The 23,777-nt window shown below is 48.3% G+C and carries 22 protein-coding genes; 10 read left to right on the top strand and 12 right to left on the bottom strand.

What is annotated here, in order from left to right:
• Window positions 1-209: 209 nt before the first annotated feature.
• From I2I11_RS15470 to lepA, 4 genes are all read right to left on the bottom strand, one after another.
• The gene (locus I2I11_RS15470) at window positions 210-1,091 is read right to left on the bottom strand and encodes a bifunctional 5,10-methylenetetrahydrofolate dehydrogenase/5,10-methenyltetrahydrofolate cyclohydrolase (protein ID WP_196268641.1); all 882 of its coding nucleotides are present in this window, start codon (window positions 1,089-1,091) and stop codon (window positions 210-212) included.
• A 132-nt stretch (window positions 1,092-1,223) separates the two neighbouring features.
• Entirely contained in the window at window positions 1,224-1,493 is a 270-nt protein-coding gene (locus I2I11_RS15465; protein ID WP_196268640.1) for a DUF2442 domain-containing protein, read from the bottom strand.
• A 17-nt stretch (window positions 1,494-1,510) separates the two neighbouring features.
• A complete protein-coding gene (locus tag I2I11_RS15460) occupies window positions 1,511-1,774 on the bottom strand; it encodes a DUF4160 domain-containing protein (RefSeq protein WP_196268639.1) in 264 nt (87 codons plus the stop codon).
• A 76-nt stretch (window positions 1,775-1,850) separates the two neighbouring features.
• The gene (gene lepA, locus I2I11_RS15455; protein WP_196268638.1) at window positions 1,851-3,635 is read right to left on the bottom strand and encodes a translation elongation factor 4; all 1,785 of its coding nucleotides are present in this window, start codon (window positions 3,633-3,635) and stop codon (window positions 1,851-1,853) included.
• 204 nt (window positions 3,636-3,839) lie between these two features.
• Here lepA and I2I11_RS15450 point away from each other — a divergent pair, with 204 nt between their 5' ends.
• From I2I11_RS15450 to I2I11_RS15435, 4 genes are all read left to right on the top strand, one after another.
• Window positions 3,840-4,016, top strand: a complete 177-nt coding sequence (locus I2I11_RS15450) for a hypothetical protein (protein ID WP_196268637.1) — start codon at window positions 3,840-3,842, stop codon at window positions 4,014-4,016.
• A 187-nt stretch (window positions 4,017-4,203) separates the two neighbouring features.
• Window positions 4,204-4,755 (top strand): DUF1003 domain-containing protein, encoded by a 552-nt coding sequence (locus I2I11_RS15445; RefSeq protein WP_196268636.1) that lies wholly within the window; start codon window positions 4,204-4,206, stop codon window positions 4,753-4,755.
• 163 nt (window positions 4,756-4,918) lie between these two features.
• On the top strand, window positions 4,919-8,329 hold the full coding sequence (locus tag I2I11_RS15440) for a methylmalonyl-CoA mutase family protein (protein ID WP_196268635.1): 3,411 nt from the start codon (window positions 4,919-4,921) through the stop codon (window positions 8,327-8,329).
• 310 nt (window positions 8,330-8,639) lie between these two features.
• Window positions 8,640-8,777 (top strand): hypothetical protein, encoded by a 138-nt coding sequence (locus I2I11_RS15435; protein WP_196268634.1) that lies wholly within the window; start codon window positions 8,640-8,642, stop codon window positions 8,775-8,777.
• A gap of 120 nt (window positions 8,778-8,897) precedes the next feature.
• Here I2I11_RS15435 and I2I11_RS15430 read toward each other — a convergent pair whose 3' ends face one another.
• The 4 genes from I2I11_RS15430 to I2I11_RS15415 are packed head-to-tail and all read right to left on the bottom strand — an operon-like array spanning window position 8,898 to window position 13,496.
• A complete protein-coding gene (locus I2I11_RS15430; RefSeq protein ID WP_196268633.1) occupies window positions 8,898-10,445 on the bottom strand; it encodes a DHA2 family efflux MFS transporter permease subunit in 1,548 nt (515 codons plus the stop codon).
• Window positions 10,446-10,447: 2 nt separating this feature from the next.
• Window positions 10,448-11,491, bottom strand: coding sequence for an HlyD family secretion protein (locus I2I11_RS15425; protein WP_196268632.1), 1,044 nt, complete (start codon window positions 11,489-11,491; stop codon window positions 10,448-10,450).
• 9 nt (window positions 11,492-11,500) lie between these two features.
• Window positions 11,501-12,880, bottom strand: coding sequence for a TolC family protein (locus tag I2I11_RS15420; protein WP_196268631.1), 1,380 nt, complete (start codon window positions 12,878-12,880; stop codon window positions 11,501-11,503).
• Window positions 12,861-13,496: a TetR/AcrR family transcriptional regulator gene (locus tag I2I11_RS15415; RefSeq protein WP_196268630.1), complete on the bottom strand. Its 636-nt coding sequence runs from the start codon at window positions 13,494-13,496 to the stop codon at window positions 12,861-12,863. Before I2I11_RS15415 ends, I2I11_RS15420 begins: the two co-directional genes overlap by 20 nt.
• 350 nt (window positions 13,497-13,846) lie before the next feature.
• On the opposite strand from I2I11_RS15415, the gene bamJ reads away from it, so the two are divergent.
• Complete coding sequence (gene bamJ / locus I2I11_RS15410) at window positions 13,847-14,455, top strand: BamJ family beta-barrel-assembly machinery protein (protein WP_196268629.1); 609 nt, start codon at window positions 13,847-13,849, stop codon at window positions 14,453-14,455.
• Between the two features lie 372 nt (window positions 14,456-14,827).
• On the top strand, window positions 14,828-16,252 hold the full coding sequence (locus tag I2I11_RS15405; protein WP_196268628.1) for a Glu/Leu/Phe/Val family dehydrogenase: 1,425 nt from the start codon (window positions 14,828-14,830) through the stop codon (window positions 16,250-16,252).
• A gap of 18 nt (window positions 16,253-16,270) precedes the next feature.
• On the opposite strand, the gene I2I11_RS15400 is transcribed toward I2I11_RS15405, so the two are convergent.
• Complete coding sequence (locus I2I11_RS15400) at window positions 16,271-16,543, bottom strand: hypothetical protein (protein ID WP_196268627.1); 273 nt, start codon at window positions 16,541-16,543, stop codon at window positions 16,271-16,273.
• A gap of 380 nt (window positions 16,544-16,923) precedes the next feature.
• Between I2I11_RS15400 and I2I11_RS15395 the strand changes: the two genes are divergently transcribed.
• The gene (locus I2I11_RS15395) at window positions 16,924-17,697 is read left to right on the top strand and encodes an SIMPL domain-containing protein (RefSeq protein ID WP_230680332.1); all 774 of its coding nucleotides are present in this window, start codon (window positions 16,924-16,926) and stop codon (window positions 17,695-17,697) included.
• 270 nt (window positions 17,698-17,967) lie between these two features.
• Here I2I11_RS15395 and I2I11_RS15390 read toward each other — a convergent pair whose 3' ends face one another.
• On the bottom strand, window positions 17,968-19,740 hold the full coding sequence (locus tag I2I11_RS15390; RefSeq protein WP_230680331.1) for a M61 family metallopeptidase: 1,773 nt from the start codon (window positions 19,738-19,740) through the stop codon (window positions 17,968-17,970).
• Between the two features lie 154 nt (window positions 19,741-19,894).
• Window positions 19,895-20,314, bottom strand: a complete 420-nt coding sequence (locus I2I11_RS15385; protein ID WP_196268626.1) for a hypothetical protein — start codon at window positions 20,312-20,314, stop codon at window positions 19,895-19,897.
• A gap of 292 nt (window positions 20,315-20,606) precedes the next feature.
• On the opposite strand from I2I11_RS15385, the gene I2I11_RS15380 reads away from it, so the two are divergent.
• From I2I11_RS15380 to I2I11_RS15370, 3 genes are all read left to right on the top strand, one after another.
• The gene (locus I2I11_RS15380; protein WP_196268625.1) at window positions 20,607-21,155 is read left to right on the top strand and encodes a C40 family peptidase; all 549 of its coding nucleotides are present in this window, start codon (window positions 20,607-20,609) and stop codon (window positions 21,153-21,155) included.
• A gap of 214 nt (window positions 21,156-21,369) precedes the next feature.
• Window positions 21,370-21,741 (top strand): hypothetical protein, encoded by a 372-nt coding sequence (locus tag I2I11_RS15375; RefSeq protein WP_196268624.1) that lies wholly within the window; start codon window positions 21,370-21,372, stop codon window positions 21,739-21,741.
• Between the two features lie 628 nt (window positions 21,742-22,369).
• Window positions 22,370-22,801 (top strand): DUF2147 domain-containing protein, encoded by a 432-nt coding sequence (locus I2I11_RS15370; protein WP_196268623.1) that lies wholly within the window; start codon window positions 22,370-22,372, stop codon window positions 22,799-22,801.
• Between the two features lie 146 nt (window positions 22,802-22,947).
• On the opposite strand, the gene I2I11_RS15365 is transcribed toward I2I11_RS15370, so the two are convergent.
• Window positions 22,948-23,409, bottom strand: coding sequence for a hypothetical protein (locus tag I2I11_RS15365; protein ID WP_230680330.1), 462 nt, complete (start codon window positions 23,407-23,409; stop codon window positions 22,948-22,950).
• Window positions 23,410-23,777 lie beyond the last annotated feature (368 nt).

The following is a 23,777-nucleotide window of genomic DNA, read 5'->3' as shown; positions in this document are numbered from 1 at the left end:
TAGCCTTTTACTTTATACTGCTGCGGAGTTTATACTTTAAAGAACAGGCAGTACATAATATGCAATTTAGCTAATGAGGCAACAAGGATACAGGTCATTGTGTTCCCGCTTCAGAATCAGGATTGTGTTTTACCTGTTTAAGCCGATGCCTAAATGAAAACGCAGGAACAGGTCGTGACTTGTCCCTACGATTACCTGTTCGCGACAGTTTACGCGTATACTTCGCTTTTGGCTGCTCTCAGTGTGTTCTTCATCAGCATGGCAATGGTCAGCGGGCCTACGCCGCCAGGAACCGGAGTTATAAAGCTGCATTTAGGTGCTACGGCATCAAAGTCCACATCGCCCTTCAGCTTATATCCTGATTTCTTTGTTGCGTCCGGTACACGGGTTGTGCCTACGTCTATTACCACCGCGCCTTCTTTTACCATGTCTGCCGTAATCAGGCCGGGCTTGCCAACAGCTGCAATGATGATATCTGCCTGTCGGGTATAATGAGGTAAATCCACCGTGTTGCGGTGACAGAGCGTAACGGTGGCGTCGCCAGGATAAGCGCACTTGGACATCAGAATGCTCATAGGTGAGCCCACAATGTTGCTGCGGCCAATCACCACGCAGTGTTTGCCCCTTGTTTCAATCTGGTAGCGCTCTAGCAGTTGCAGAATGCCGGCTGGTGTGGCTGGAAGGTAAGCTGGCAACCCGGCCACCATACGGCCTACATTTATCGGGTGGAAGCCATCCACGTCCTTCTGCGGATCAACAGCCTCCAGTACTTTTTCGGTGTCGATGTGCTTTGGCAAAGGCAGCTGCACGATAAAGCCATCTATCTCATCGTTCAGGTTCAGCTCCTTAATTTTAATCAGCAGTTCTTCTTCTGAAATGGTATCCTCGTAGCGGATAAGCGTGGAGCCGAAACCAATGCGCTCGCAGGCCAGCACTTTGTTATTCACGTAGGTTACCGAGCCGCCGTCATTCCCGACAAGTATGGCGGCCAGGTGCGGTACTTTCCCACCGCTGGCTTTTATTTCAGCTACTTCGGCTGCAATTTCTTGTTGAATGGCTTCGGATGTTTTTTTACCGTCGAGCAGGGTCATTTTATGAATTATGAGTTGAAAGTTATGAGTTGAAAATTCCCGCCATTGTTGGTGTTTTCACCAGCAATTTATACTTCAGCGGCCGTTCGCTTGCCGGTGATAACAGAAAGCATACGGCGGGAACCTATACTTCTAGGCTACGTCTTTTTTATTTATTTCTGTGCTTAAACCATAAAGTACATCGGGACATAAATCAATGCCGTTTTCCCAAACAAGCGAACCAAAATTCTCGTCTAACCTTACTTTTCTAAAGCTTTCAAAATTCTGTAGTTCAGCAAACTTTGATTGTGGATTGGAAGACCATTCATGAAGTTTGGCAGTTAAGTCTACAAGCCTTATTTCTCCCGTATTAAATCGTAGCGTAAGTTTGGAAGGGTCAACACTTAAAATTTCTTCTATCAAATGTATCATTCCTAAGGTTACCTTAAAGGTTCTATTTTATTTAGCTCAGGACTATCGGACTGTGCCGCTTCCCAGTTTGCCATCAGTTCTATTCTGTGTAGTTCAGCCCAATCTTGTACTAAACGTAGGGCTCTTCTCGGCAAGTCTCCTTCAATTATTTCGCCTGTTCTAATATCAATTACACCAATAAACTCACCATACTTTGCATGGAAGTGCGGTGGATTATGGTCTTTGACAAACATATAAATGATAATTCCATAAAATCTACTGAGTTCAGGCATCAAAATTTGGCTTTACAATCTTATAGTATAACCAAGCCCCGACATGTTGCAGCACATCAGGGCTTGGTTATACTTTTTAATCCAGTTTCAACACGGCCAAAAACGCTTCCTGTGGAATTTCTACGTTGCCGACCTGGCGCATGCGTTTTTTACCTTTTTTCTGCTTCTCCAGCAATTTGCGTTTACGTGAAATATCGCCACCATAACACTTGGCCAGCACGTTTTTACGCATGGCTTTCACCGTCTCGCGGGAGATAATTTTCTGCCCGATAGCAGCCTGGATGGCAATTTCGAACATCTGGCGCGGCAGCAACTCACGCAATTTCTCGCAGAGGCGCTTGCCCCAGTCGTAGGCTTTGTCGCGGTGTACAATGGCACTCAGCGCATCCACTTTCTCGCCGTTCAGCATGATGTCCAGCTTTACCATGTTCGACGGGCGGAAACCAATCAGTTCATAGTCCAGCGACGCATACCCGCGCGAAATGGTTTTTAGCTTGTCAAAGAAATCAAACACGATCTCGGCCAGGGGCATTTCAAACGAAAGCTCAACGCGGTCGCTGGTCAGATAGGTCTGGTTCTTCAGAATGCCGCGCTTGTCCATACACAGCGTGATGATAGGGCCCACGAACTCTGATTTGGAGATAATCTGCGCTTTGATAAATGGCTCCTCGATGTGGTCGATGTAATTCGGCTCAGGCATCTCGGAAGGCGCATTCACCTTAATCATCTTTTCCTTGGTGGTATAGGCATGGAACTGCACGCTCGGCACAGTCGTAATTACTGTCATGTCGAACTCGCGTTCCAGGCGCTCCTGCACAATTTCCATGTGCAGCATGCCCAGGAAACCGCAACGGAAACCAAAGCCAAGCGCTGCAGATGTTTCCGGCTCCCATACCAGAGAGGCATCATTTAACTGCAGCTTTTCCATGGAGGTACGGAGTTCCTCGTACTCGCTGGTCTCTACGGGGTAAATTCCGGCAAACACCATCGGCTTCACATCCTCAAAGCCCTGAATAGAGGCTCCCGGACGTTCTACATGCGTAATGGTATCGCCAACTTTAACTTCTTTGGCGTTTTTTATACCTGAAATCAGGTAGCCCACATTACCGGCGCCCATCTCTTTCCGCGCTTCCTGGTTCAGTTTCAGCACCCCAATTTCATCCGCCTCATAGGTTCTGCCAGTGTTGATGAACTTCACCTTCTCCCCTTTTTTCAGGGTGCCGTTAAAAATGCGGAAGTATACTTCGATGCCGCGATAGGAGTTAAAAACAGAGTCGAAAATAAGCGCCTGCAGCGGTGCTTCCGGATCGCCTTTTGGCGCGGGTATGCGGTCGCAGATGGCGTTCAGTATTTCTTCTATCCCAATGCCGGCTTTGCCCGATGCATGGATGATATCTTCTTTGTCGCAGCCAATCAGCTCGATAATCTGGTCCGACACCTCTTCGGGCATGGCGTGCGGCAGGTCTATCTTGTTCAGCACCGGGATAATCTCCAGGTCGTTGCCGATGGCCAGGTATAAATTGGAAATGGTCTGTGCCTCAATGCCCTGCGAGGCATCCACGATGAGCAAAGCGCCTTCGCAGGCGGCAATGGAACGGGATACTTCATAAGAAAAGTCTACGTGGCCGGGTGTGTCGATCAGGTTCAGCACGTAATTCTCTCCTTTGTAAGGAAAATTCATCTGGATGGCGTGGCTCTTGATGGTAATGCCGCGCTCACGCTCCAAATCCATGTTATCCAGCAGCTGGTTTTGCATCTCGCGCTCGGCCACCGTAGAGGTAAACTCTAGCAGGCGGTCGGCCAGGGTACTTTTCCCGTGGTCGATGTGGGCAATGATGCAGAAATTGCGAATGTTCTTCATAAATAGCTATACGAATAACAAAGTTAAGAAATCTTCTAATCATGTAAGAAGATTTTAAATATCCTGCAATAAATACGTTCCTGCTCTGGCGTGCTGCTGCATAGGGCAGGCACTTCATTTTGCAGGACTGACAGAATGCTCTGTGTGAAATTTTATCAGTATAAGTATGGTTAGTTCTATAGCTAATCTCATCAGGAAATAGAAATGACAGAAGAAGAGTTTGACGATAAATTTAAAGACACGCTGGACACCTTGTTGGCAGCCATGGCCGAGAATTCGGAAATAGAACCAGATAAGTTCTATAGCATGGCGTGCATCCTGGAAAACCTAAGATTTTTCAGTCCGGTGCTGTACGGCGCCATCAGAAGTACTAAGAAATAGGCTCGCTACAAGTATAACGGGTATTTTTATATCGCCTGATAGCCAGGCCTTGCTAAAGTTTAATAGCCGCAGACTTTATACTTGCTATTCCGGGAATCATACTTCATTTTAATCTTATATAATCCCTTTCGCTCACCTTATCTCCTTCAGAATGCCTCTCGTATAAGGCATCAACATAAAAACTTATATGAGAAACAAGCAACAGAATGGAATGGCGCCAGACGAGCGCGGGAGAATGACGCATGTGGTGGAGCGCAATATTGAGGCGTTGCTGGAGCGCAAAAAGCAGGAAGATAAAGCAAGAAAGACGCAGGATAAAGTCGCCGATAGCATTACACGCTTTGCTGGCAGCATGGCTTACGTTTACATACACCTGGTGCTTTACAGCGTTTGGGTCATCTGGAATCTGGGCTGGCTAGGCCTGAAGCCATTCGACGAATCGTTTGTCGTGCTGGGTATGATTGCCTCGGTAGAAGCTATTTTCCTCTCTACTTTTGTGCTGATAAGCCAGAACCGCATGTCAGCCCAAGCTGATAAACGTGCCGAACTGGATTTGCAGGTAAGCCTGCTGTCGGAACATGAAATAACGCAGCTGATTAAACTGGTGCGGGCCATTGCGGCGAAAATGGATATTGCAGAATCTCATAATCCGGAGATTGATGAACTGGCCAAAAATGTGGCTCCTGAAAAAGTACTGGACAAAGTAGAAGAGAAGCAGGAAGAAATGGAGAAAAGCTGAGCCAGGGTAGAGGCTGCTATGGTTTGAAGCTTCACGGGGAAATGCCGGGCAGGCCTTCCTTTTCCCGGAATGAAATGCCGCTCCAAAATCCTGTGATTTCAGCAATCCTAAAAATCTAAGTCCTATCTTCGCATCAAAACCGAAAAAATACTGTTAAGTATATATGACCTATACTACTGTAGCACCATACAAGCCTGTTAACCATATCCGTATTGTAACAGCCGCCTCTTTGTTCGACGGCCACGATGCAGCCATTAACATCATGCGCCGCATTATTCAGGCTTCCGGCGCCGAGGTAATTCACCTGGGCCACAACCGTTCGGTGCAGGAAATCGTGGACTGCGCTATTCAGGAAGATGCCCAGGCCATTGCCATTACCTCCTACCAGGGCGGCCACATCGAGTACTTTAAGTATATGTATGATTTGCTGCAGGAGCGCGGCAGTGGCCACATCAAACTGTTTGGCGGCGGCGGCGGCGTTATACTTCCGGAAGAAATTGAGGAACTGCAACAGTATGGCATCGCCCGCATCTACTCCCCCGACGATGGCCGCGCGATGGGTTTGCAGGGTATGATTAACGACATGCTGCAGCAGTGCGACTTTCCGACGGGCCAGAACCTGAACGGCGAGGCCAAACACCTGAAAGAGAAAAATCCCAGAGACATTGCCCGCCTGATTTCAGCCGCCGAAAACTTCCCGGAAGAATACGCCAAAGTAAAAGAGCAGATCATCGGCAGCTACAAAGCCGACCGATCAACGAACAACGGACAACGAACAACACCTGTGCTGGGTATTACGGGCACTGGTGGCGCCGGCAAATCCTCGCTGGTAGATGAACTGGTGCGCCGTTTCCTGATTGATTTCCCTGATAAAAAGATTGCCATTATCTCGGTAGATCCGTCGAAGCGCAAAACCGGTGGTGCGCTGCTGGGCGACCGCATCCGGATGAACTCGATCTCTAACGAACGGGTATACATGCGCTCACTGGCTACGCGCCAGAGCAACCTGGCCCTCAGCAAGTATGTGCAGGATGCCGTGGATATTATTAAAGCGGCGGATTTCGATTTGATTATTCTGGAGACTTCCGGTATCGGCCAGTCTGATACTGAAATTATTGAGCACTCGGATACCAGCCTGTATGTGATGACGCCGGAATATGGCGCGGCCACGCAGCTGGAGAAAATCGACATGCTGGACTTTGCTGATGTGATTGCGCTCAATAAGTTTGACAAGCGCGGCGCTTTAGACGCGCTGCGTGACGTGAAGAAGCAGTACAAACGCAACCACCAGATCTGGGACGTAAGCGACGAAGATATTCCGGTATTCGGCACCATTGCCTCGCAGTTTAACGACCCAGGCATGAACCAGTTGTACCGCGCCCTCATGGCCAAAATCTCCGAAAAAACAGGCCTTGCCTTCGACTCGCACCTGAAAACCTCGAAAGAGATGTCGGAGAAAGTATATATCATTCCGCCTGCCCGCACACGCTACCTTTCAGAAATTGTCGAAACCATCCGCAGTTACGACAAGTGGGGCAGAGAGCAGGCAGAAGTGGCGCAGAAACTCTACGGCATCAGAAAGTCTATAGAGGCGGTGCAAAGTATAGCTGTGGAAGACAAGGACCGCCTGGTAAAGCAACTGGAGCAGGCCTATGCCGAAATTGAACTGAACCTGGACGGCCAGAACCGTAAAATACTCGAGAACTGGAAAGACAAAGTACAGGCTTACAAAAATGAGTTTTATACTTTTAAAGTGCGCGACAAAAAACTCAAGATAAAAACGCATACCGAGTCGCTGTCGCATTTGCAGATACCCAAAGTAGCCACACCCAGGTATGAGGCCTGGGGCGATATACTGCAGTGGAACCTGCAGGAAAATGTGCCTGGCGAGTTTCCTTATACCGCTGGCGTGTTCCCGTTCAAGCGCGAAGGCGAAGACCCGACGCGCATGTTTGCCGGCGAAGGCGGACCGGAACGCACCAACCGCCGCTTCCATTACGTGAGCCTCGGCATGCCGGCTAAACGTTTGTCTACAGCCTTTGATTCGGTAACACTATACGGTGAAGACCCGGACTACCGGCCGGACATTTATGGCAAGATTGGTAATTCGGGCGTGAGTATCTGCTGCCTCGACAATGCCAAGAAACTATACTCGGGCTTCAACCTGGCTGATCCGATGACGTCCGTTTCCATGACCATCAACGGCCCCGCCGCTATCCTGACAGGCTTTTTTATGAACGCGGCCATTGACCAGCAATGCGAACTGTATATTAAGGAGCATGGCCTGGAGGATGAAATCAACCGGAAAATTGATACTATTTATCAGGAGAAAGGTGCGGCGCGCCCAACGTACCAGGGACCACTGCCGGAAGGCAACGATGGCTTAGGGTTAATGCTGTTAGGGGTGACAGGCGACATGGTGCTGCCTGCCGATGTATACGAGCCGATCAAAACACGTACGCTGGCTTCGGTGCGCGGCACGGTGCAGGCCGATATCCTGAAAGAAGACCAGGCGCAGAATACCTGTATTTTCTCTACAGAGTTTTCGCTGCGCCTGATGGGCGATGTGCAGGCTTACTTCATCAACAAGAACATCCGTAACTTCTACTCGGTTTCCATTTCGGGCTACCATATTGCGGAGGCGGGTGCAAATCCTATTTCGCAGCTGGCCTTTACGCTGGCAAACGGCTTCACGTTTGTGGAATATTATGTGAGCCGCGGTATGGACATCAACAAGTTTGCGCCGAACCTGAGCTTCTTCTTCTCCAACGGCATCGACCCGGAATATGCGGTGATTGGCCGGGTGGCACGCAAAATCTGGGCGAAAGCCATGAAGCTGAAATATGGCGCCGATGCCCGCTCGCAGATGCTCAAGTACCACATCCAGACGTCCGGGCGTTCGCTGCACGCACAGGAAATCGACTTTAATGACATCCGCACAACGCTGCAGGCGCTCTATGCCATTTACGACAACTGTAACTCACTGCATACCAATGCTTATGATGAGGCGATCACCACCCCTACAGAAGCGTCGGTGCGCCGGGCCATGGCAATTCAGCTGATCATTAACCGCGAGTTAGGTTTAGCCAAAAACGAGAACCCGCTGCAGGGCTCCTTTATCATCGAAGAACTAACCGACCTGGTAGAAGAAGCGGTATTGCTGGAGTTTGACCGAATTACGGAGCGCGGCGGTGTGCTGGGTGCTATGGAAACCATGTACCAGCGCGGCAAAATTCAGGAGGAAAGTTTATACTACGAAACACTGAAACATAATGGCGAATATCCGATTATTGGCGTAAATACCTTTCTATCCTCCACCGGTTCGCCTACCGTACTTCCAAAAGAAGTTATCCGGGCTACCGAAGAAGAAAAGCAATACCAGATAAGTATGGTACACGGCCTGCAGGAGCGTAATGCTGATAAATCGGCAGAGCTGCTGAAACACTTACAACAGGTAGCCATCAACAACGGCAACATTTTCGAGGAACTGATGGAAACGGTGAAATACTGTTCGCTCGGCCAGATTACGAACGCATTGTTCGAAGTAGGTGGCCAGTACAGACGGAATATGTAATCTTTTTCATAAGTATAGCATTAAACAAAAGGTCAGGCATTTAGCCTGACCTTTTGTTTATAAAAGATTTAATTCTGCTGGTGCGAGCTTGCAGCTCGTATCTTTTGTATATAAGAAGATACGAGCTGCAAGCTCGCACCAGCATATTTTCTCTCACGTAGTCAGAAACTACGCAGATCTTAAAGCTTTGCCGTCCAAAAGGATTTTAGCATTTGTGCTTGTGCTGAAACGTTGCCTGGTCATCAGTGGTCTTTAGCAAACACTTGGCAGCATTAAACGTAAACAGGTGCAACCATACGTTGCATACAGCATGAAACTTTCCCTAGCCCTGGTGGGCACAGCCTTTCTGGTAATCGGAGCTGCAGCCTACATATACTTAAGCAGCACTTACAGAGCAGAACACGTCGCCATCGATCTCTCGGATGAGGATGCACACGTTTACCTATAATTTAAACGCAAAACGGCGAAAACCATTATAAACACAAAATGCCCACAACTAAAATCCAGCTGCGGGCATTTTGTGTTCTGACAAAGTATAAACCTGAAGTATACCTGAAAGTATAGCCCGTCAATGCACGTCAACCGGCACGTTAGCATTTTTATTGAACTTCTGCAGATATACGATTGGAATGGCGCAAAGCATGATAATCCCTGATATCCAGTAAATATCAGTATAGGTAAGTAAGAGCGTTTGCCTGATTACCGTTCCTTCCATTGCCTTATAAGCTGCCACCTGCGCATCGAGAAAAGTATAGCCTTTGGCCACAAAGCTCTGCACCATGCCCTGGAAACGCTCCACAAAAGCAGGATTATACTCGTTGATGTTGCTAAGCAAATTGCTGCGGTGCAAGCCTTGGCGGATGTGAATCAGGGTGGTGAGCGCGGCAATACCAAACGAACCGCCCAGCTGGCGCATCATGTTGTTGAGGCCTGTTCCCTGTCCTATTTCACTTCCTCTCAAATCCTGAATAGCCAGCGTGGTGAGCGGCACGAACAGCATAGACATGCCGATACCCCTGATGACGAGCGGCCAGAAAAAATCTTCGGTTCCGGACGACAGCGTGGATTTACTCAACATTGAGGAGAAGACAAAAAACAAAACCATACCTGCCGTGGCCATGAACTGTGCGGGCACCCCGCGTTTCAGCATAATACCCACAAAAGGCATCATGGCGATGGTACACAGGCCCCCCGGGAGCAGGATAAGTCCCGTTTGCTGCCCCGTAAAGCCCAATAACTGCTGGCAGAATATCGGGAATACAAACACGGAGCCATACAGACCGAAGCCCAGCACAAAGGACGTTAACATACCCAGCGAAAAGCTCCGGTGCCGCATAATTTTGAAATTTACGATCGGATACTCAGTGGTCATTTCGCGCCACATAAACAGCAGCGTGCCTACAACCGCAGCTACCGCCAGTACGGTAATATAAGTTGTGGCAAACCAGTCTTCGGACTCGCCTTTCTCCAGCAATGTTTGCAGGCTTCCGACAGCTACGGCCAGCAGGATAATTCCCCACCAGTCAATCGGCTTGCCTCTGCCTGTCTTAGGTGTTGCATTAATGAAAGTATACGTTGCAAAGGCAGCTACGGCTCCCACCGGAATATTCACGTAGAAAATCCAGGGCCAGGAGTAGTTGTCGGTAATATAGCCACCCAGTGTCGGCCCGATAGTCGGGCCGAAAACGGCTCCGAGGCCAAACAGGGCTGTAGCAATGCCTACCTCTTCAGGAGGCCATGTTTCCAGAAGTATGGCCTGTGCCGTAGAAATTAATCCGCCACCCGCTACCCCCTGTAAAATCCGGAACAGAATCAACTCATCCAGGTTGGTGGCATTACCACACAGAAAGGAGGCAATGGTGAAGAGAATAATCGATCCCAGGAAGTAGTTCTTCCGGCCGAAAAAGCTGCCGAGCCACCCCGACATAGGCAAAATGATAACGTTTGCTACGGCATAGCCCGTGGTGAGCCAGGCAACGTCTTCGAGCGTGGCGCCCAGGTTTCCCTGAATCTGGGGGATGGATACGTTCACGATGGTGGTATCTATCAGCTCCAGCAGGGAGGCTGAAATCACCGTTATCGTGATGACCCATTTTTTTATACCTGTTTCCGCCATCTTTATGCGTCTTCTTTGGTAAGCACAGACACTTTCACGCTCATACCCGGGCGCAGCTTATCCATGATTTTATTCGGCTTGATTTTGATTTTAACGGGCACGCGCTGTACCACTTTCACGAAGTTACCAGTGGCGTTGTCCGGCGGCAGCAGCGAGAACTTGGCGCCTGTAGCCGGCGAAAAGTTATAAATTACACCGTCCAGTTCCACATCCGGAAAAGCATCTACTTCAATGTCCACATGCTGGCCTTCGTGCAGGTTTCCGAGCTGCGTTTCTTTAAAGTTAGCGGTTATATACAGGCTGCTGTCATTCACAATAGAGAAGAGTTTCTGGCCTGGCTGTACCAGCTGGCCCACCTGTATGTTTTTGTTGGAAACCATACCGCTCACCGGCGCCTTAATGGTAGTATAAGACAGTTGTAGTTTGGCAAAGTCTACATTGGCCTGGCTCTGGTCTACGCCAGTGTTTGATACTGCCAGCTGCGATTTAGTGGTTTGTATCTGCTTGGTGGCGGCATTGTACTGATCCTGCGCAGCCTGATAGGCGGCCTTTGCGGCATCGCGCTGCGCCAGCGCCTGCTCAAACTGCTGCTGGGTTACCGAACCGTCTTTAACCAGGTTAGCGTAGCGGGCATAATCCTGCTCAGCCTGGCGCAGCTTTACGCGCGCTGCTACCACGTTGGCCTTTGCCGTAGACGCATTGGCAATGGTGGTATTAATTTGCGCCTGCGCCACATTGGTGCCGGCCGAAGCGCCCTGCTGTGCTGCCTGCGCCTGCTCCAGCTTTATCTGGTAATCGCGCTGGTCAAGTTTTACAAGTACCTGCCCTGCCTCAACATGTTCGTTTTCCTCAAACATGATAGAATCTACGTAGCCGCCCACGCGCGTAACCACGGGGCTGATATCCGCATCTATCTGTGCATCGTCGGTATCCTCGTGCTTGCTATAGTACAGGTACTCTTTTACACCAAAAATACCCCCGACAACGAGCAATATGCCCAGAATAATGGGAATGATTCTGTTTGGCTTTTTCTTTACGGTTTCCATGTTGTGTTACTACTGGTTATGTGTTAATGTTCCTGTTGATTTCAGCAAAGTATAATAGGCCAGGTCGGCGTCAGCCTTGGCCAGCGCCAGGTTAATCTGCGCCTCAAACAGCTGCGTTTCTGCATCTACCCTGTCGATGGCCGAAGCAATGGTGTTCTGGTATTGCGACTCCACCATGCGGTCGTTTTCCGTAGCCTGGGCAATGGCTGTTTCAAGAATCTGTACCCGTTCCAGCGCCTTCCGGTAATTCTGATAGCTCTCGTTGACCTGTGTTTTTACAAGGTCTATGGTTGCGTCCCTGCTGATTTCCACTTCCGTTTTCTTTATTCTGGCTTCAGCTGCCTTGTTGTCGTTCAGCCACAGCTGATCAAAGTTCCAGGCTACGGTTACACCCGCCATAACGGGAGCCACATAGCTGTTGGCAGGCGGCACAAAAGCGCCACTCGGGTTGATGTAGTAAGCGCTGGCACTCGCCAGTACAGACGGCATTTTTTCAGCTTTAATGGATTTAATCTGGTTATCTGCCACTTTGGTTTGCAGGCCCAGCGCCTTTATCTCCTGTCGGTTAACGAGGGCTGTGTCCACAAAGGCTGCCACAGGGACAGTTAGTTGCCCGGGCGTTTCTATTTTCTCTACAGCCAGATTCGTTTCGGGGGGCAGGCCCAGCATAATATCGAGGTTGTACACTACCACTTTGCGGTTCGTTTCCAAATCCACGCCCGACAGCTCTATGTTGCTGCGCTGCAGCCGGAAGCGCAGCACATCGTTGCGGGTAGCCAGCCCCTGCTCAAAAAAGCGTTGCGCCTGTTTTATCTGGCGGTCTATGGCTTCCAGGTTTTGTGCAACCACCTGCTGGCTCTGCTGCAGTTTGTATAAGTTAAAGTATGCGCTGGCTATATTGTATACCAACTCCTCCTTATCACTCTCCGCATCCAGGCGCGCCACCTGCGTCAGCAAAGCAGTGGATTCTGTTGCATATTTGAGCCTGTTGCCGCCAAAAATCACTTCCTGCAAGGTGAAAGTTCCCAGAAAAGCATCCGCCCGCCTCGGCAGGAAAAAGGGCTCTGCCTTATCAGAAATTTTAAAGGTGGTAGTCGGTATTTCAGCGTGGTTATAAGTATAGCTCACGCTTCCGGTTGGCAGCGTGTTGTCTTTCACCTGGTTGTACCTGGAAATAGCTTCCTCAATCCTGGCCTGTGAAAGCTTGATAGTGTTGCTGTTCTGGGTGCCCAGCCTGATGGCCTCTTCCAGGCTCAGTTGCCGTACGTTTTGCGCCGAAACAGCACCGCCGAGCAACAGCAGCAGCGCCAGCAACCCATACTTCTGAAAACGGGAATGCACGCGCCTGAAAGCTAAACGTGCAAAAACATTACTGCTTCTCTGAATCATGATGCATTAAATATGCTTGTAGATAATCGTGTAAAAACTTTTTGATGCGGGGCTTAATTTCTGTGTCTACCGCCGCCTGATCCTGAAAATCAGTGTCCAGCAGGCGGGCAGCAACCTGTTCTGAATTAAGGAGATAGTAAATGGTACCTAAAATACTGGCTGCCGTCATCTCCACATCCACCTTCCGGAACGAGCTATCCTGAATACCCTCCCGGATAATGTCCATGATGGTTTGCACGTTGCGGAAAACATTCTCAGAAAGAAAGTAACTCAGAGTTGAACGCTGGTTAAGTGAAATTTCGCGGTAGATAATCCGGTGGAAAGAATTATTGGCGCTCACCCTGTTCAGGTAAATTTCCAGGGCACGGTTCAGCTTCTCCCAGGCCGAAGCATTTACTTCTTTCGCTTCTTCCAGTTGGTTCCGCATACCTGCAATCCGCCGCTCCAGCACCGCCTGCAGCAGGCTTTCCTTGGAGCCGAAATAATAGTTCAGCATGGCCATGTTCACGCCTGCTTCACTGGCCAGCTGACGCGTAGAAGCACCTTCGTAACCAAATGCTGCAAACATTTTCTCTGCAGTATCCAGTATATGCTTTCTCTTGTCTTCCTTGGTCATGGTTCGTTTATGCAATCCGGCTGCAAAATTAATCAAACGATTGATTAACCCAAAGAATTTAATTAAAATTAATGTTACAACATAGCCAGGCTTGGTTAATAGACCGTGCCTCAGCAATGTAGAAGTATAACTCATTACCTCATACTCATCAGTTTTGGTTGCTGCCATCGTATATTTTGAAGTATAAAGACCACGAACGACGGGCAGCCAGCTACTATTTCTGCATCTGAAGGTGGCGCCTGTATCCTCTCTCCCACTCTTTCCGTTCTTAGAAATGGCGTAGCTTTGCGCCGGCGCCGGAAATGGCGTATATTTTTAACCGCACCAGCCCTGGTGCCAAATTCATTTTTATGAAACCAGAAAATCAGAAAGACAGGATCAGTTACATCATTGGCCGCGACATGGCCGCCAACCTTCGCAAACAAGGTATTGAAGTAGAAGCCGATCCGTTTATGCAGGGCCTGAAAGAAGTAGCAGCCGGGAAACCTTCCAGTTTATCGCAGGACGAAATACAGCAGGCTATGACGGCCTTACAACAGGAAATGGGACAAAAACAAAGCGCCCAGGGCTCTGATAACAAAAAAGCGGGCGAAGCATACCTGGCAGAAAACAGCAAAAAAGAGGGCGTAAAAACCTTGCCGAGCGGTCTGCAATACCAGGTACTAAAGGAAGGTAATGGCAAATCGCCGTCCAAAACCGATACTGTAACCACTCATTACCATGGCACCCTGATTGACGGCACTGTGTTTGACTCCAGCTATGAGCGCGGTCAGCCGGCCACTTTCCCGGTAAACGGCGTCATCGCGGGCTGGACCGAAGCCCTGCAACTGATGAAAGAAGGCGCTAAATGGCGATTGTTTATACCGTCTGAACTGGCTTATGGCAGCCAGGGCGCAGGCGACGCCATCGGTCCCAATGCTACCCTCATTTTTGATGTGGAGCTCCTCTCTGTGAAATAACAGCCTATACTTATACAGCAGCAGAGGCGAAGCAGGTAGAAGGCTTCGCCTCTGCTTTTGTGGCCGAAGGTATAAATATCTTTTGCCTGAATATTCAAGTAACATGAGCAAACAAGCCAACAAATATGTCAGATTTCTATGTTGCGCGCATAATGTATGACTGGCGCAAATCAGTTCTTATTCCTTAAAACTGAGTGGCCACGTTTTGCTGTTGTCGCCTTTATTTCCGGAAGGTGATTTAACGGAATAAGAGTAAGGCTACCTTACGCCAGCCTTTTAACAGCCAAGCCGGTCATTGCAGAGAATTTCAGAACAAATCGATCCGGTAACCGTTCTAAAATCAATTAAAGCTAAAACCAAAACCAAACTTGTATGGCAAATAACCCCAACGAAGGCAGGCAGTTTTTAGATAGTGTCCACCAGTTTTTTGACAACGCAGCCAGCTATTCACGCCTGGATGCGGGTATACTGGCGCAAATCAGGACCTGCAACAGTGTGTATAAAGTGTCGTTTCCGGTTGAGATTGATGGTAAGATAGAAGTGGTGGAAGGTATACGGGCGCAGCACAGCCACCATAAACTTCCCTCAAAAGGAGGTATACGTTACAGCATGCAGGTAGATGAGGACGAAGTGATTGCCCTGGCTGCGCTCATGACTTTTAAATGTGCCGTGGTGGATGTGCCCTTCGGCGGCGCCAAAGGCGGCGTAAGAATCAACCCGCGCACCACATCCGTAAAAACACTGGAGAAAGTTACCCGCCGCTTTGCTGCCGAACTTATCCGCAAAAACCTGATTGGTCCTGGCATTGATGTACCTGCTCCTGATTATGGCACCGGCAGCCGTGAAATGGCTTGGATTGCTGATACTTACCAGGCGCTCAACTATGGCGAAACCAATGCATTGGGCTGCGTAACGGGCAAGCCTGTCGGGCAGGGCGGCATCAGGGGGCGCGCAGAAGCCACCGGCCTTGGCATATACTACGGTATCAGAGAAGCGCTTGCCGATTCCGATCTGCTGAAAGGAAAAAACCTGGATGGCCATACCATGCAGGGCAAGCGCATTGTGGTGCAGGGTCTCGGAAACGTAGGTTACCATGCAGCCTATTTCTGCCAGCAGGATGGTGCTATTATTGTGGGGATTGCGGAGCGCGAGGGTGGTATCTTCAACGAGAATGGCATAGATGTACAGCAGGCTTTCAAGCACCGCAGCGAGAACGGGTCTATACTTAACTTCCCGAATGCGAAGAATTATGAAAACTCGATGGAGTTGCTGGAAGTTGAATGCGATATCTTAATTCCGGCGGCGTTAGAAAACCAGATCAACAGCGACAATGCGGCCAGGATCAAAGCAAAGATTGTGGCCGAAGGCGCTAACGGACCTGTTACCAAAGATGCAGAGCGGGTGTTGCTCCAGAACGGCGTCATTATTATACCAGACCTGTACCTGAATGCAGGCGGCGTAACTGTATCTTATTTCGAGTGGCTTAAAAACCTGTCGCATGTGCGCTTTGGGCGTATGGGCAAGCGCGCAGAGGAAGCAAGCCTCCGGCGTATAGTTAATGCCATCGAATCATCTTCCGGCAAAAGCATGTCTCAGCAGGAGCGCCATATCCTGATTCAGGGTGCTGATGAAGTAGACCTGGTACGCTCCGGCCTGGAAGACACCATGATAAACGCTTATCACGAAATCAGGGATGTGATGGTTCTGAAGAAAATACCCGACCTCCGCACGGCAGCCTTCCTGACAGCCATCGAGAAAATTGGGGTAAGTTATGAAGCGCTTGGCATTTTCCCATGAGCCGGGAAAATGTATACGTCAATTAAAAGGCCGGGGTGCAGCAGACAACAAGGCTGTATCCGGGCCTTTTTTTATGCTCTGCAGCCAGAACAGGGCTTCCTCCAGATCTGTAAAGTAAGTAAAGTTTATAAACTGATGCTGCGCTGCCGGCGACGCCACCTGGTAATTGCTGACAATAGCTTTGAAATGTTCTTCAGAAAATACTACAGCTGCATAAATATTGTCTTTTATTACATTATACACCATCGGGTAATATTCCAAATTCAACCAGGTCTCCTGTTCCCGGTCCAAAGCTCCTATGCAGCTTAAATCTGTACAATAGAATTTTATAACATTGTTTATAGTTGCAACTTTAAGTATCTGTAGGTAAGCTTCTCTGAAAGCAACAACCCCCGGCTTCTGCAACCATTTGATTAGCAGAGATTCACTCTCAGGATAATAAACTATTCGGATGCATGGGGTTTCGACAGCCACCATAAATAGAAATATAAATTTAATTAAATTTCTCGAAAATTAAACGGTTTAGCGCAATAAACCAAATTATAATATTTTTATCTTTTAAAACCAACTGTAAACTTTGGTAAATTATAAAAATGTCTATAAATAAAAGCTTACACATATTTATTAAATACAATTAACAAAGACATCTAAGACATGCTATATTATTTGATATGAACACGCATATAGATCAATTACCGCCTAACGCCAGCATCATGAAAAAGAACCCAAATCTCGTTCTCCCTGTAACCATTCTGGGTATAAGCTTTATTATATGTACGCTGCTTCTGGGTTTGTTTCTGAAGGAACGGGGGCAGGCGAATCAGACCATCAATGTAACCGGCTCTGCAAAGAGGGATATTGTATCTGATTTAGGAATCTTGAGAGGCAACCTGCAGGCCTCCGGCGCTACGGCCGAAGAAGCTTACCAGAACCTGCAGCAGCAGCGCCCTGCCATACTTGCTTACCTCAGGCAACAGGGCTTTGCTGCAACTGCCATCAACCAGAGCACCATAAGCCTGAACCCGGTATTTGAGCTGAATGGCCAGGGTTTCCAGACAAACAATATTCTGGCTTATAATGCCAGCCAGATGATTGATGTGCAATCGGAGGATGTCGCCAGGATAAAACAGGTATCACTTGATATTACATCACTGGTAAACAAAGGCGTGAACTTTTCGGTGAACCCGCCGGAATACTATTATACCAAACTGGCCGATCTGAAAGTGGAAATACAGGCTGATGCAGCAAAAGATGCACTCAATAGGGCCCAGAAAATTGCGGAAGCCACCGGCTCTGAACTTGGGCCGATTACGACTGCCCGGATGGGGGTGATCCAGATTACGCCTGTCAACTCCAACATGATTTCCGACTATGGCATTAACGATGTTTCTTCTATCGATAAAGAAATCACGGCCGTCGTGAGCGCCTCCTTCCGGCTGGAATAGCAAAGTATAAGTCAGAAGAATGAGCCTATTTATCGCTTCTGTTTATACTTCTAAAGAAATATCAGATTGAATACGGGTACGCTTGGTGCTGGTATGCGTTTGCAAGCGCACACCACCGCCAAGCTTCATTTTCCCAATAAGCTAAGTATAAATTGTAGTATTTTGGAAAAAGCCCCGTCAAAAGAAGAACCTGGTGAGAAACAAAAAACGGTGAGGCGCATGCTTTTACCACATCCGTCTCACCGTTCCTGTCAAATTTATACTTAGGGCTTAGCTATTTTTTATATACAACCATTTGTTGAAGATTTCCTGCTGCAGCGCGGTTGGACTGGCCACTTCTTCAAAATGATAACGGATGGTTTTGTCCTTCAGCAGCGGCACTTGTAGCGTTACCAGTTTGCCATCGCGGGCCACCAGCACTTCCAGCTTGTCGCCTATGTTGTGTTCGCTCAGGATGCGGCTCAGGTCATTGTTATCGATACGATATCCGTTGATGGCGATGATCTCATCGTTCACGTTCAGGCCGCCCTCCCAGGCGCTGCTGCCGCGGTTTACTGCCCGCACCAGTACTTTGCCATCAGATGCAGCCGTAGCAGCGCCCCAGCCCGGTACGTTACGATCTGCGTTCTCGTTTACCAGTTTCAGCCCGGCCGCGTTAAAGTATGCGCTATAATCCGGGGTTTTGGTACCGTTTACATAATCCCGGAAAAAATCGTCCATACTGTGCCCAGCTATTTTCTCCACACCTTCCTGAAATTCTGCTTGGGTATAGCCCCGCTTCAGTTGCTTGTAATAGCGGTTATACATGTAGCGCATCACATCATCCAGAGACTTTTCTCCTTTGGTGCTGCGCATAATGTCCATGTTCAGCAAGTGGCCCATCACGCCGCCTTTGGTATAATAGGATACTTCGGCATTGTTGGAGTTCTCGTTGCGGCGGTAATACTTAATCCAGGCATCGTAGCTTGATTCGGCTACTGTCTGCACTTTGTTGCCGGGCGTGTTCTCCACGTTGCTGATGCTGGAAGCTACAATATCGAGGTAGCGCTGTGGTGTTATAAAGCCAGCGCGGCGCACTATCAAATCATCGTAGTAACTGGTAATACCCTCCGACACCCATAGCATGTCGGTATAGTTTTCCTGGTTATAGTCGAATGGCCCCAGTGCCAGCGGGCGGAGGCGCTTCACGTTCCAGAGGTGAAAATACTCGTGTGCCACCAGGCTCAGGAAACCGTTGTAGCCAGCTTCAGTACCATAGTTCCAGCGGGAGGTTTCCAGCGTAGTAGAGTTCAGGTGCTCCAGGCCGCCACCGCCGTGGTCCAGGTTGTGTACAATAAACACGTAGCGATCCACGGGCAGCTCGCCTATTACTTTGCCGGCTTCTTCAGTTACTTTCTGCATGTCTGCCATCAGGCGCTCCGGGTCATAGTTGCCGCCGCCGTACATCGCTACTTCATGCTTCACCCCATTTGTTGTAAATTCATATACCGGGTGGTTACCGATCTCGAGCGGAGAATCGGCCAGAATATCATAGTTGGGAAAAGTATACGTAAACTTACCGGTACTTTTAAGGCCTGTAGATACTTTGTCCCAGCCCTGGTACGGCTTTACCACCAGTGTTCCGGCAGTTTTCTCATAGCCTTCCGGGTACATAAAGGTGCTCGTGCCGTTCGCATAACCATGTGAGGCATCCAGAAAGCTGGTGCGCACCGATATTTCAAAAGCGTATACGTCGTAGGACACATGCACGGCATCAGCTTTGTTGCTGTATACGCGCCAGGTATTTTTATCGATTTTTTCGGCGCGCAGGCTTTTGCCGGATTTATCAGTAGCCTCGAAGTTCTCTACATTTTTGGCAAACTCCCGCACCAGGTAAGAACCCGGCGCCCAAACCGGCATGGTAAAGTCTATATATTTTTTATTAGCACCCGACAAATCTGCCTCCACCTTAAAGTAATGCGTGTGAGGTTCCGGCATAGACAAAGTATACTGTAGCTCCGCAGCCAGGGTGGCGGCAACGTTGCCGAGGCATAAAAAGGCCATTAACAGGAAAGGTAAAATTAATTTCTTTTGTTGAAGCATGTTATTCGTTGGGATTTTGGTTAAAGCTTCGGCATTTTACAACATTTACCCTGCTTTTCAAAATCCTGTCCTGCTGCTTCTGCTAAGGAATGGCATAGCCGTGAGCCGCTATGGCTCAGGCTGCATGTGGGCTGCGTCTGTTCAGCCATGCATGCGCTTTCTCGGGCTCATAAAAATTGTGTATGATGATGAAAGAGTTATAACTCGTTAACCCCTCTGCTCCTGATTCTTTAAGCAAATGCTGGTAGCAAGGTTCCGGTATCAGGACTGCCAGGTAATTTTCCTCGCCCAGCGTCATCATCATCTCAGGAAAAAGCTGCGCATATACCCACGTTTCATCTTCTTCGCTCAACTCCCCTATTTCACGCAAATCCAGCAACCAGTGTTTAACATAGTGCGCTTTCGCAAACGTCAGGGCTTCCAGGAGGGAACTTCTGAAACCGGCTGAATCAAAGCTACGGCTACAATGCACCTGCAACCGATCATGCAGCGGATCAAATCGCACTTCCGACGTATTGTTTCTGCTTATCATCATCCCTGTATCGAATCTTATAATTGATAGAAGATCAAAAATACAAATTATTTTGAGTTCACTTTGATACAATTTATAAAAAGTTACATTTTTTCTATATTTTCCGTGTAATAGCAAATTACAAGGGTAAATGCAGACTTTGTGCCTGTAAACTTTTTACAGCTCTATGTTTGTTATAGGTAGCAAGCATTGTTGCCGCTAAAGCATTGTCCATACGATGTATGCCCGAGCAACTCCGCAGTTGTAAACTGGCATGGTATTATCAGCCAATGCCTGAACGAATAAACCAAGCATTATGAGAAAACCTGCCGTCCTGTTTTTATCGCCCTTCCTGGTCTTCATCATACTGCTTTCGGCAAGGTCGCACACCCGCAAGTATACTTCTCCTGCTTCTGAAACTTATACTATGCCCAAATCACCTCTACGGACGCAGTCGGTACCTGCAGCAACTGTGCAAAACAAGGCAGATAAGCTTGTAAAATACGCTTTAAGCTTGCAGGGAAGCCCCTACGTGTATGCAGGCATTAAGCCCAGTGGCTTTGATTGCTCCGGCTTTGTAACGCATGTTTTTGACCATTTCAGTATGGATGTACCTCATTCTTCGGCGCTTCAGGCAGAGGTAGGTAAGCCGGTGCAGCGGCAGCAAGCTCAGCCTGGTGATCTGGTTATTTTTACAGGAACACAGCCCAGCATACGGGAACCCGGACATGTGGGCATCGTTATTTCGGAGCCCGGCGACACGATTTCTTTTGTGCATGCTTCTTCAAACGGAGGCGTGAAAGTGAGCCAGGTAGAGGGCTCACGCTACAATCTTCGCTTTCTGGAAGTACGCCGCATACTTTAAAACAGGATCAACAGAGAACAGGCAGGCAAGGTCAGTATAAAGTATGATCAGCTAGGTAAGCCTTAAACGTTCGGTTTGTGCCACCTGTCCTCTGTTTAGGCTTCGTCAAGCCTTGCGCGGGCTGTCTGCGCATTCATACTTTGCAAACCTGCCGCACTTTTTCCGTAAGTATAAACCATAGGCTGCATTTTTCTTTTACTAAACCTAAGCAACCATGGCACATTCATACGTCATCAACAGTATAAACGGGCTGGTTTTAATTCTTGTCGGGCTTACCCGTTATGTTGTAATACCTGACCAGCCTGTTACGGCACTAGCGGTTCCTGTTTTCGGTCTGCTGCTGCTGGCCTGCACTTATCACCTGCGCAAGCACAACCGCTTTGTATTTCATACCGTTACTTCGCTCACGCTGCTGGCAGCTGTCCTGCTGAGTTTGCAGGTAAGCGCCGACGCCTCGTGGAGCACGCAGGATGTGCTGCTGCTGTTAATGGGACTGAGCTGTTTTATCGCCACGCTGTTTTTCGTGGGCTCGTTTGTGCGGGAGCGGCGCCTGCGCGACAGATCTGTGTATAAAGATGACTTGTAAAGTATAAAAAGGAAAAGCGCCAGATGTAGCCCGTCAAGGTACATCTGGCGCTCAAAAAATCCTTCTTCATCTTAGCAAGCGGCACCCTGACAGGCAGTAGCGCCATCTTAAAGACCAAAGGTAAAATTACTGCGCAAGCAGTAAGTACTGCTTACTAAGCCAGCTCACAATTAATGTGAACAATTTTACCCTGGCTTACTAAGACGTCTGATGGATTAGACATAGCACCTCCTCTCTCTTTAGTCCGACATACACTCTGCACTTCCGGCATTCTGTAAGTTTGCCTGAAGACCTGAGCCGTAGCACTCGCTACATTTTTCTAAAGATAAAATAACGCTTAAAAGTTCACAAGGTTAAGGGGTTATTTTTTATACTTTTTACAGCTGTTTTTTCCCGTTCCGGCTACTTTTTATACAAGGCTCTTTAACTCAACTATATACAGAAACCGTCGGTTTTACCACCTGTGCCGTAAGCCACATGGCTGCGTAAGTTTTATACTTTTATTTGGCAATACATTTGCTACAAGTTAACAGAAATAAACAATTTCTTCGTGCAGCAAGCGGTTTCTGGCTTGATCTGAATTATTTTCTTATATTACATTAGATATCCATCTTAAAATTACCAGAATATGAAAAAGCACTTATTTATACTTGTTGCGCTTATGCTGTTCTCTACGTTTGCATGGGCGCAAAAACTTTCCCCACTCGGCACCTGGACGAATGAGGAAGGCAAAGCGAAATTTGAAATTTATAAGTGCGGCGATAAGCTGTGTGGCAAAATTGTGTCGCTCCGGGAGCCGCTGCTGAATGGCAAGCCTAAAACAGATATCAACAATCCCAGCAAAAAGCTGCAAAGCCGGCCGCTGCTTGGCCTTGAATTTATGAAAGGCTTTGTGTACGACGGAGATAACAAATGGGACGAAGGCACTATCTACGATCCGGAAAGTGGCAAAACATACTCCTGCTATATGAAAATGACTGGTAAAGATAAGATGGAAGTGAAAGGATATATCGGCATTTCCCTCATCGGCAGGTCGCAGGACTGGACGCGCGTTGATTAACTTTCTCTCTAGCACAAAACAAAGAAGGGCAGCACTGATGCTGCCCTTCTTTGTTTTCAACCCTTTACTTTTTCTTTTAACCTATCCCAGCCAAAAAGGTTGCTCCTGCTTTCGCAGGTTAAAATTCGGCTATAAGGCCCTGCTACCTAAAACACCTCCAGAATTTTGTAAGACTTATCGCGGAAGGTGAAATACTCGCCTGCGCTTTTGCCGGCCATAGCCTTAAACAGCGGCGACATGCCGGAAATAGCATAATAGGAGGTGCCTTCGACTTTAATTTCGCCGAGGCTGACGCCTATAAAATAATTCTGCAGCTCTGTGTGCACCACAGCGCCAAGCGAAACGTCGTGATTGGACTTGGTCGCGTTGATGCGTTTGAGCACACTCATGGTTGTTATCAGCTCATCCAGCTGGCGCGCGTACATGTCGCGCTGAATCTGGCAAGCTTCCCGGAAAGATTCAAATTTATCTTCCATAGCGCCCTGGTGCTCGTTTGCGCTTTCCTGCGCATCGTCCATGGCCTCTTTCGCAGCTTTCATCTGCATGTTCAGCATCCTGATGCATTCCTGCAACAGCCGCCGCTTCATTTCAAGTTCTTGTGTCAGCATGTTCATAGGGATAGTTAACCTTTAAAGCTAAGTACCGGCTACAAAGGTTTTGTACAATAAGATAGTGCCTGTTTTTAAATTGATTAACAATAAAATAGTATAACCGATAATGGGCAAGCTGCAATAAATTGCCTGCACAGAACTCAAACTATTTAACGCGAAACATGTTTAAGAATAAATTACTAAATGCCGTTTAACGAATTTTTAAAACGATTGTTAGCCTGGGAAGTCAAACTTCCGACCTGCCGAAAATTAAGACGTTCTGCAGCATACAGGGCTGCGTACAAAAAATGGATAAACAATCAGGCATACCTCCGCTGGACAGGCCCGCTGTATAAAGCATATCATTACCAGAAGGCCGGCCTGCC

Origin of the sequence: Pontibacter rufus, assembly GCF_015694705.1 — a bacterium.
GTDB classification, from domain to species: Bacteria; Bacteroidota; Bacteroidia; order Cytophagales; family Hymenobacteraceae; genus Pontibacter; species Pontibacter rufus.
The sequence above is the reverse complement of the archived record's forward strand: the minus strand, read 5'-3'. Positions and strand labels throughout refer to the sequence as shown.

What these genes read in the sequence shown, in the direction of transcription:
- I2I11_RS15470 (WP_196268641.1), bottom strand. Translation starts at nt 1,091, where the DNA reads ATGACCCTGCTCGACGGTAAAAAAACATCCGAAGCCATTCAACAAGAA.
- I2I11_RS15460 (WP_196268639.1), bottom strand. Translation starts at nt 1,774, where the DNA reads ATGCCTGAACTCAGTAGATTTTATGGAATTATCATTTATATGTTTGTC.
- lepA (WP_196268638.1), bottom strand. Translation starts at nt 3,635, where the DNA reads ATGAAGAACATTCGCAATTTCTGCATCATTGCCCACATCGACCACGGG.
- I2I11_RS15450 (WP_196268637.1), top strand. Translation starts at nt 3,840, where the DNA reads ATGACAGAAGAAGAGTTTGACGATAAATTTAAAGACACGCTGGACACC.
- I2I11_RS15445 (WP_196268636.1), top strand. Translation starts at nt 4,204, where the DNA reads ATGAGAAACAAGCAACAGAATGGAATGGCGCCAGACGAGCGCGGGAGA.
- I2I11_RS15440 (WP_196268635.1), top strand. Translation starts at nt 4,919, where the DNA reads ATGACCTATACTACTGTAGCACCATACAAGCCTGTTAACCATATCCGT.
- I2I11_RS15435 (WP_196268634.1), top strand. Translation starts at nt 8,640, where the DNA reads ATGAAACTTTCCCTAGCCCTGGTGGGCACAGCCTTTCTGGTAATCGGA.
- I2I11_RS15430 (WP_196268633.1), bottom strand. Translation starts at nt 10,445, where the DNA reads ATGGCGGAAACAGGTATAAAAAAATGGGTCATCACGATAACGGTGATT.
- I2I11_RS15425 (WP_196268632.1), bottom strand. Translation starts at nt 11,491, where the DNA reads ATGGAAACCGTAAAGAAAAAGCCAAACAGAATCATTCCCATTATTCTG.
- I2I11_RS15420 (WP_196268631.1), bottom strand. Translation starts at nt 12,880, where the DNA reads ATGATTCAGAGAAGCAGTAATGTTTTTGCACGTTTAGCTTTCAGGCGC.
- I2I11_RS15415 (WP_196268630.1), bottom strand. Translation starts at nt 13,496, where the DNA reads ATGACCAAGGAAGACAAGAGAAAGCATATACTGGATACTGCAGAGAAA.
- bamJ (WP_196268629.1), top strand. Translation starts at nt 13,847, where the DNA reads ATGAAACCAGAAAATCAGAAAGACAGGATCAGTTACATCATTGGCCGC.
- I2I11_RS15405 (WP_196268628.1), top strand. Translation starts at nt 14,828, where the DNA reads ATGGCAAATAACCCCAACGAAGGCAGGCAGTTTTTAGATAGTGTCCAC.
- I2I11_RS15395 (WP_230680332.1), top strand. Translation starts at nt 16,924, where the DNA reads ATGAACACGCATATAGATCAATTACCGCCTAACGCCAGCATCATGAAA.
- I2I11_RS15390 (WP_230680331.1), bottom strand. Translation starts at nt 19,740, where the DNA reads ATGGCCTTTTTATGCCTCGGCAACGTTGCCGCCACCCTGGCTGCGGAG.
- I2I11_RS15385 (WP_196268626.1), bottom strand. Translation starts at nt 20,314, where the DNA reads ATGATGATAAGCAGAAACAATACGTCGGAAGTGCGATTTGATCCGCTG.
- I2I11_RS15380 (WP_196268625.1), top strand. Translation starts at nt 20,607, where the DNA reads ATGAGAAAACCTGCCGTCCTGTTTTTATCGCCCTTCCTGGTCTTCATC.
- I2I11_RS15375 (WP_196268624.1), top strand. Translation starts at nt 21,370, where the DNA reads ATGGCACATTCATACGTCATCAACAGTATAAACGGGCTGGTTTTAATT.
- I2I11_RS15370 (WP_196268623.1), top strand. Translation starts at nt 22,370, where the DNA reads ATGAAAAAGCACTTATTTATACTTGTTGCGCTTATGCTGTTCTCTACG.
- I2I11_RS15365 (WP_230680330.1), bottom strand. Translation starts at nt 23,409, where the DNA reads ATGCTGACACAAGAACTTGAAATGAAGCGGCGGCTGTTGCAGGAATGC.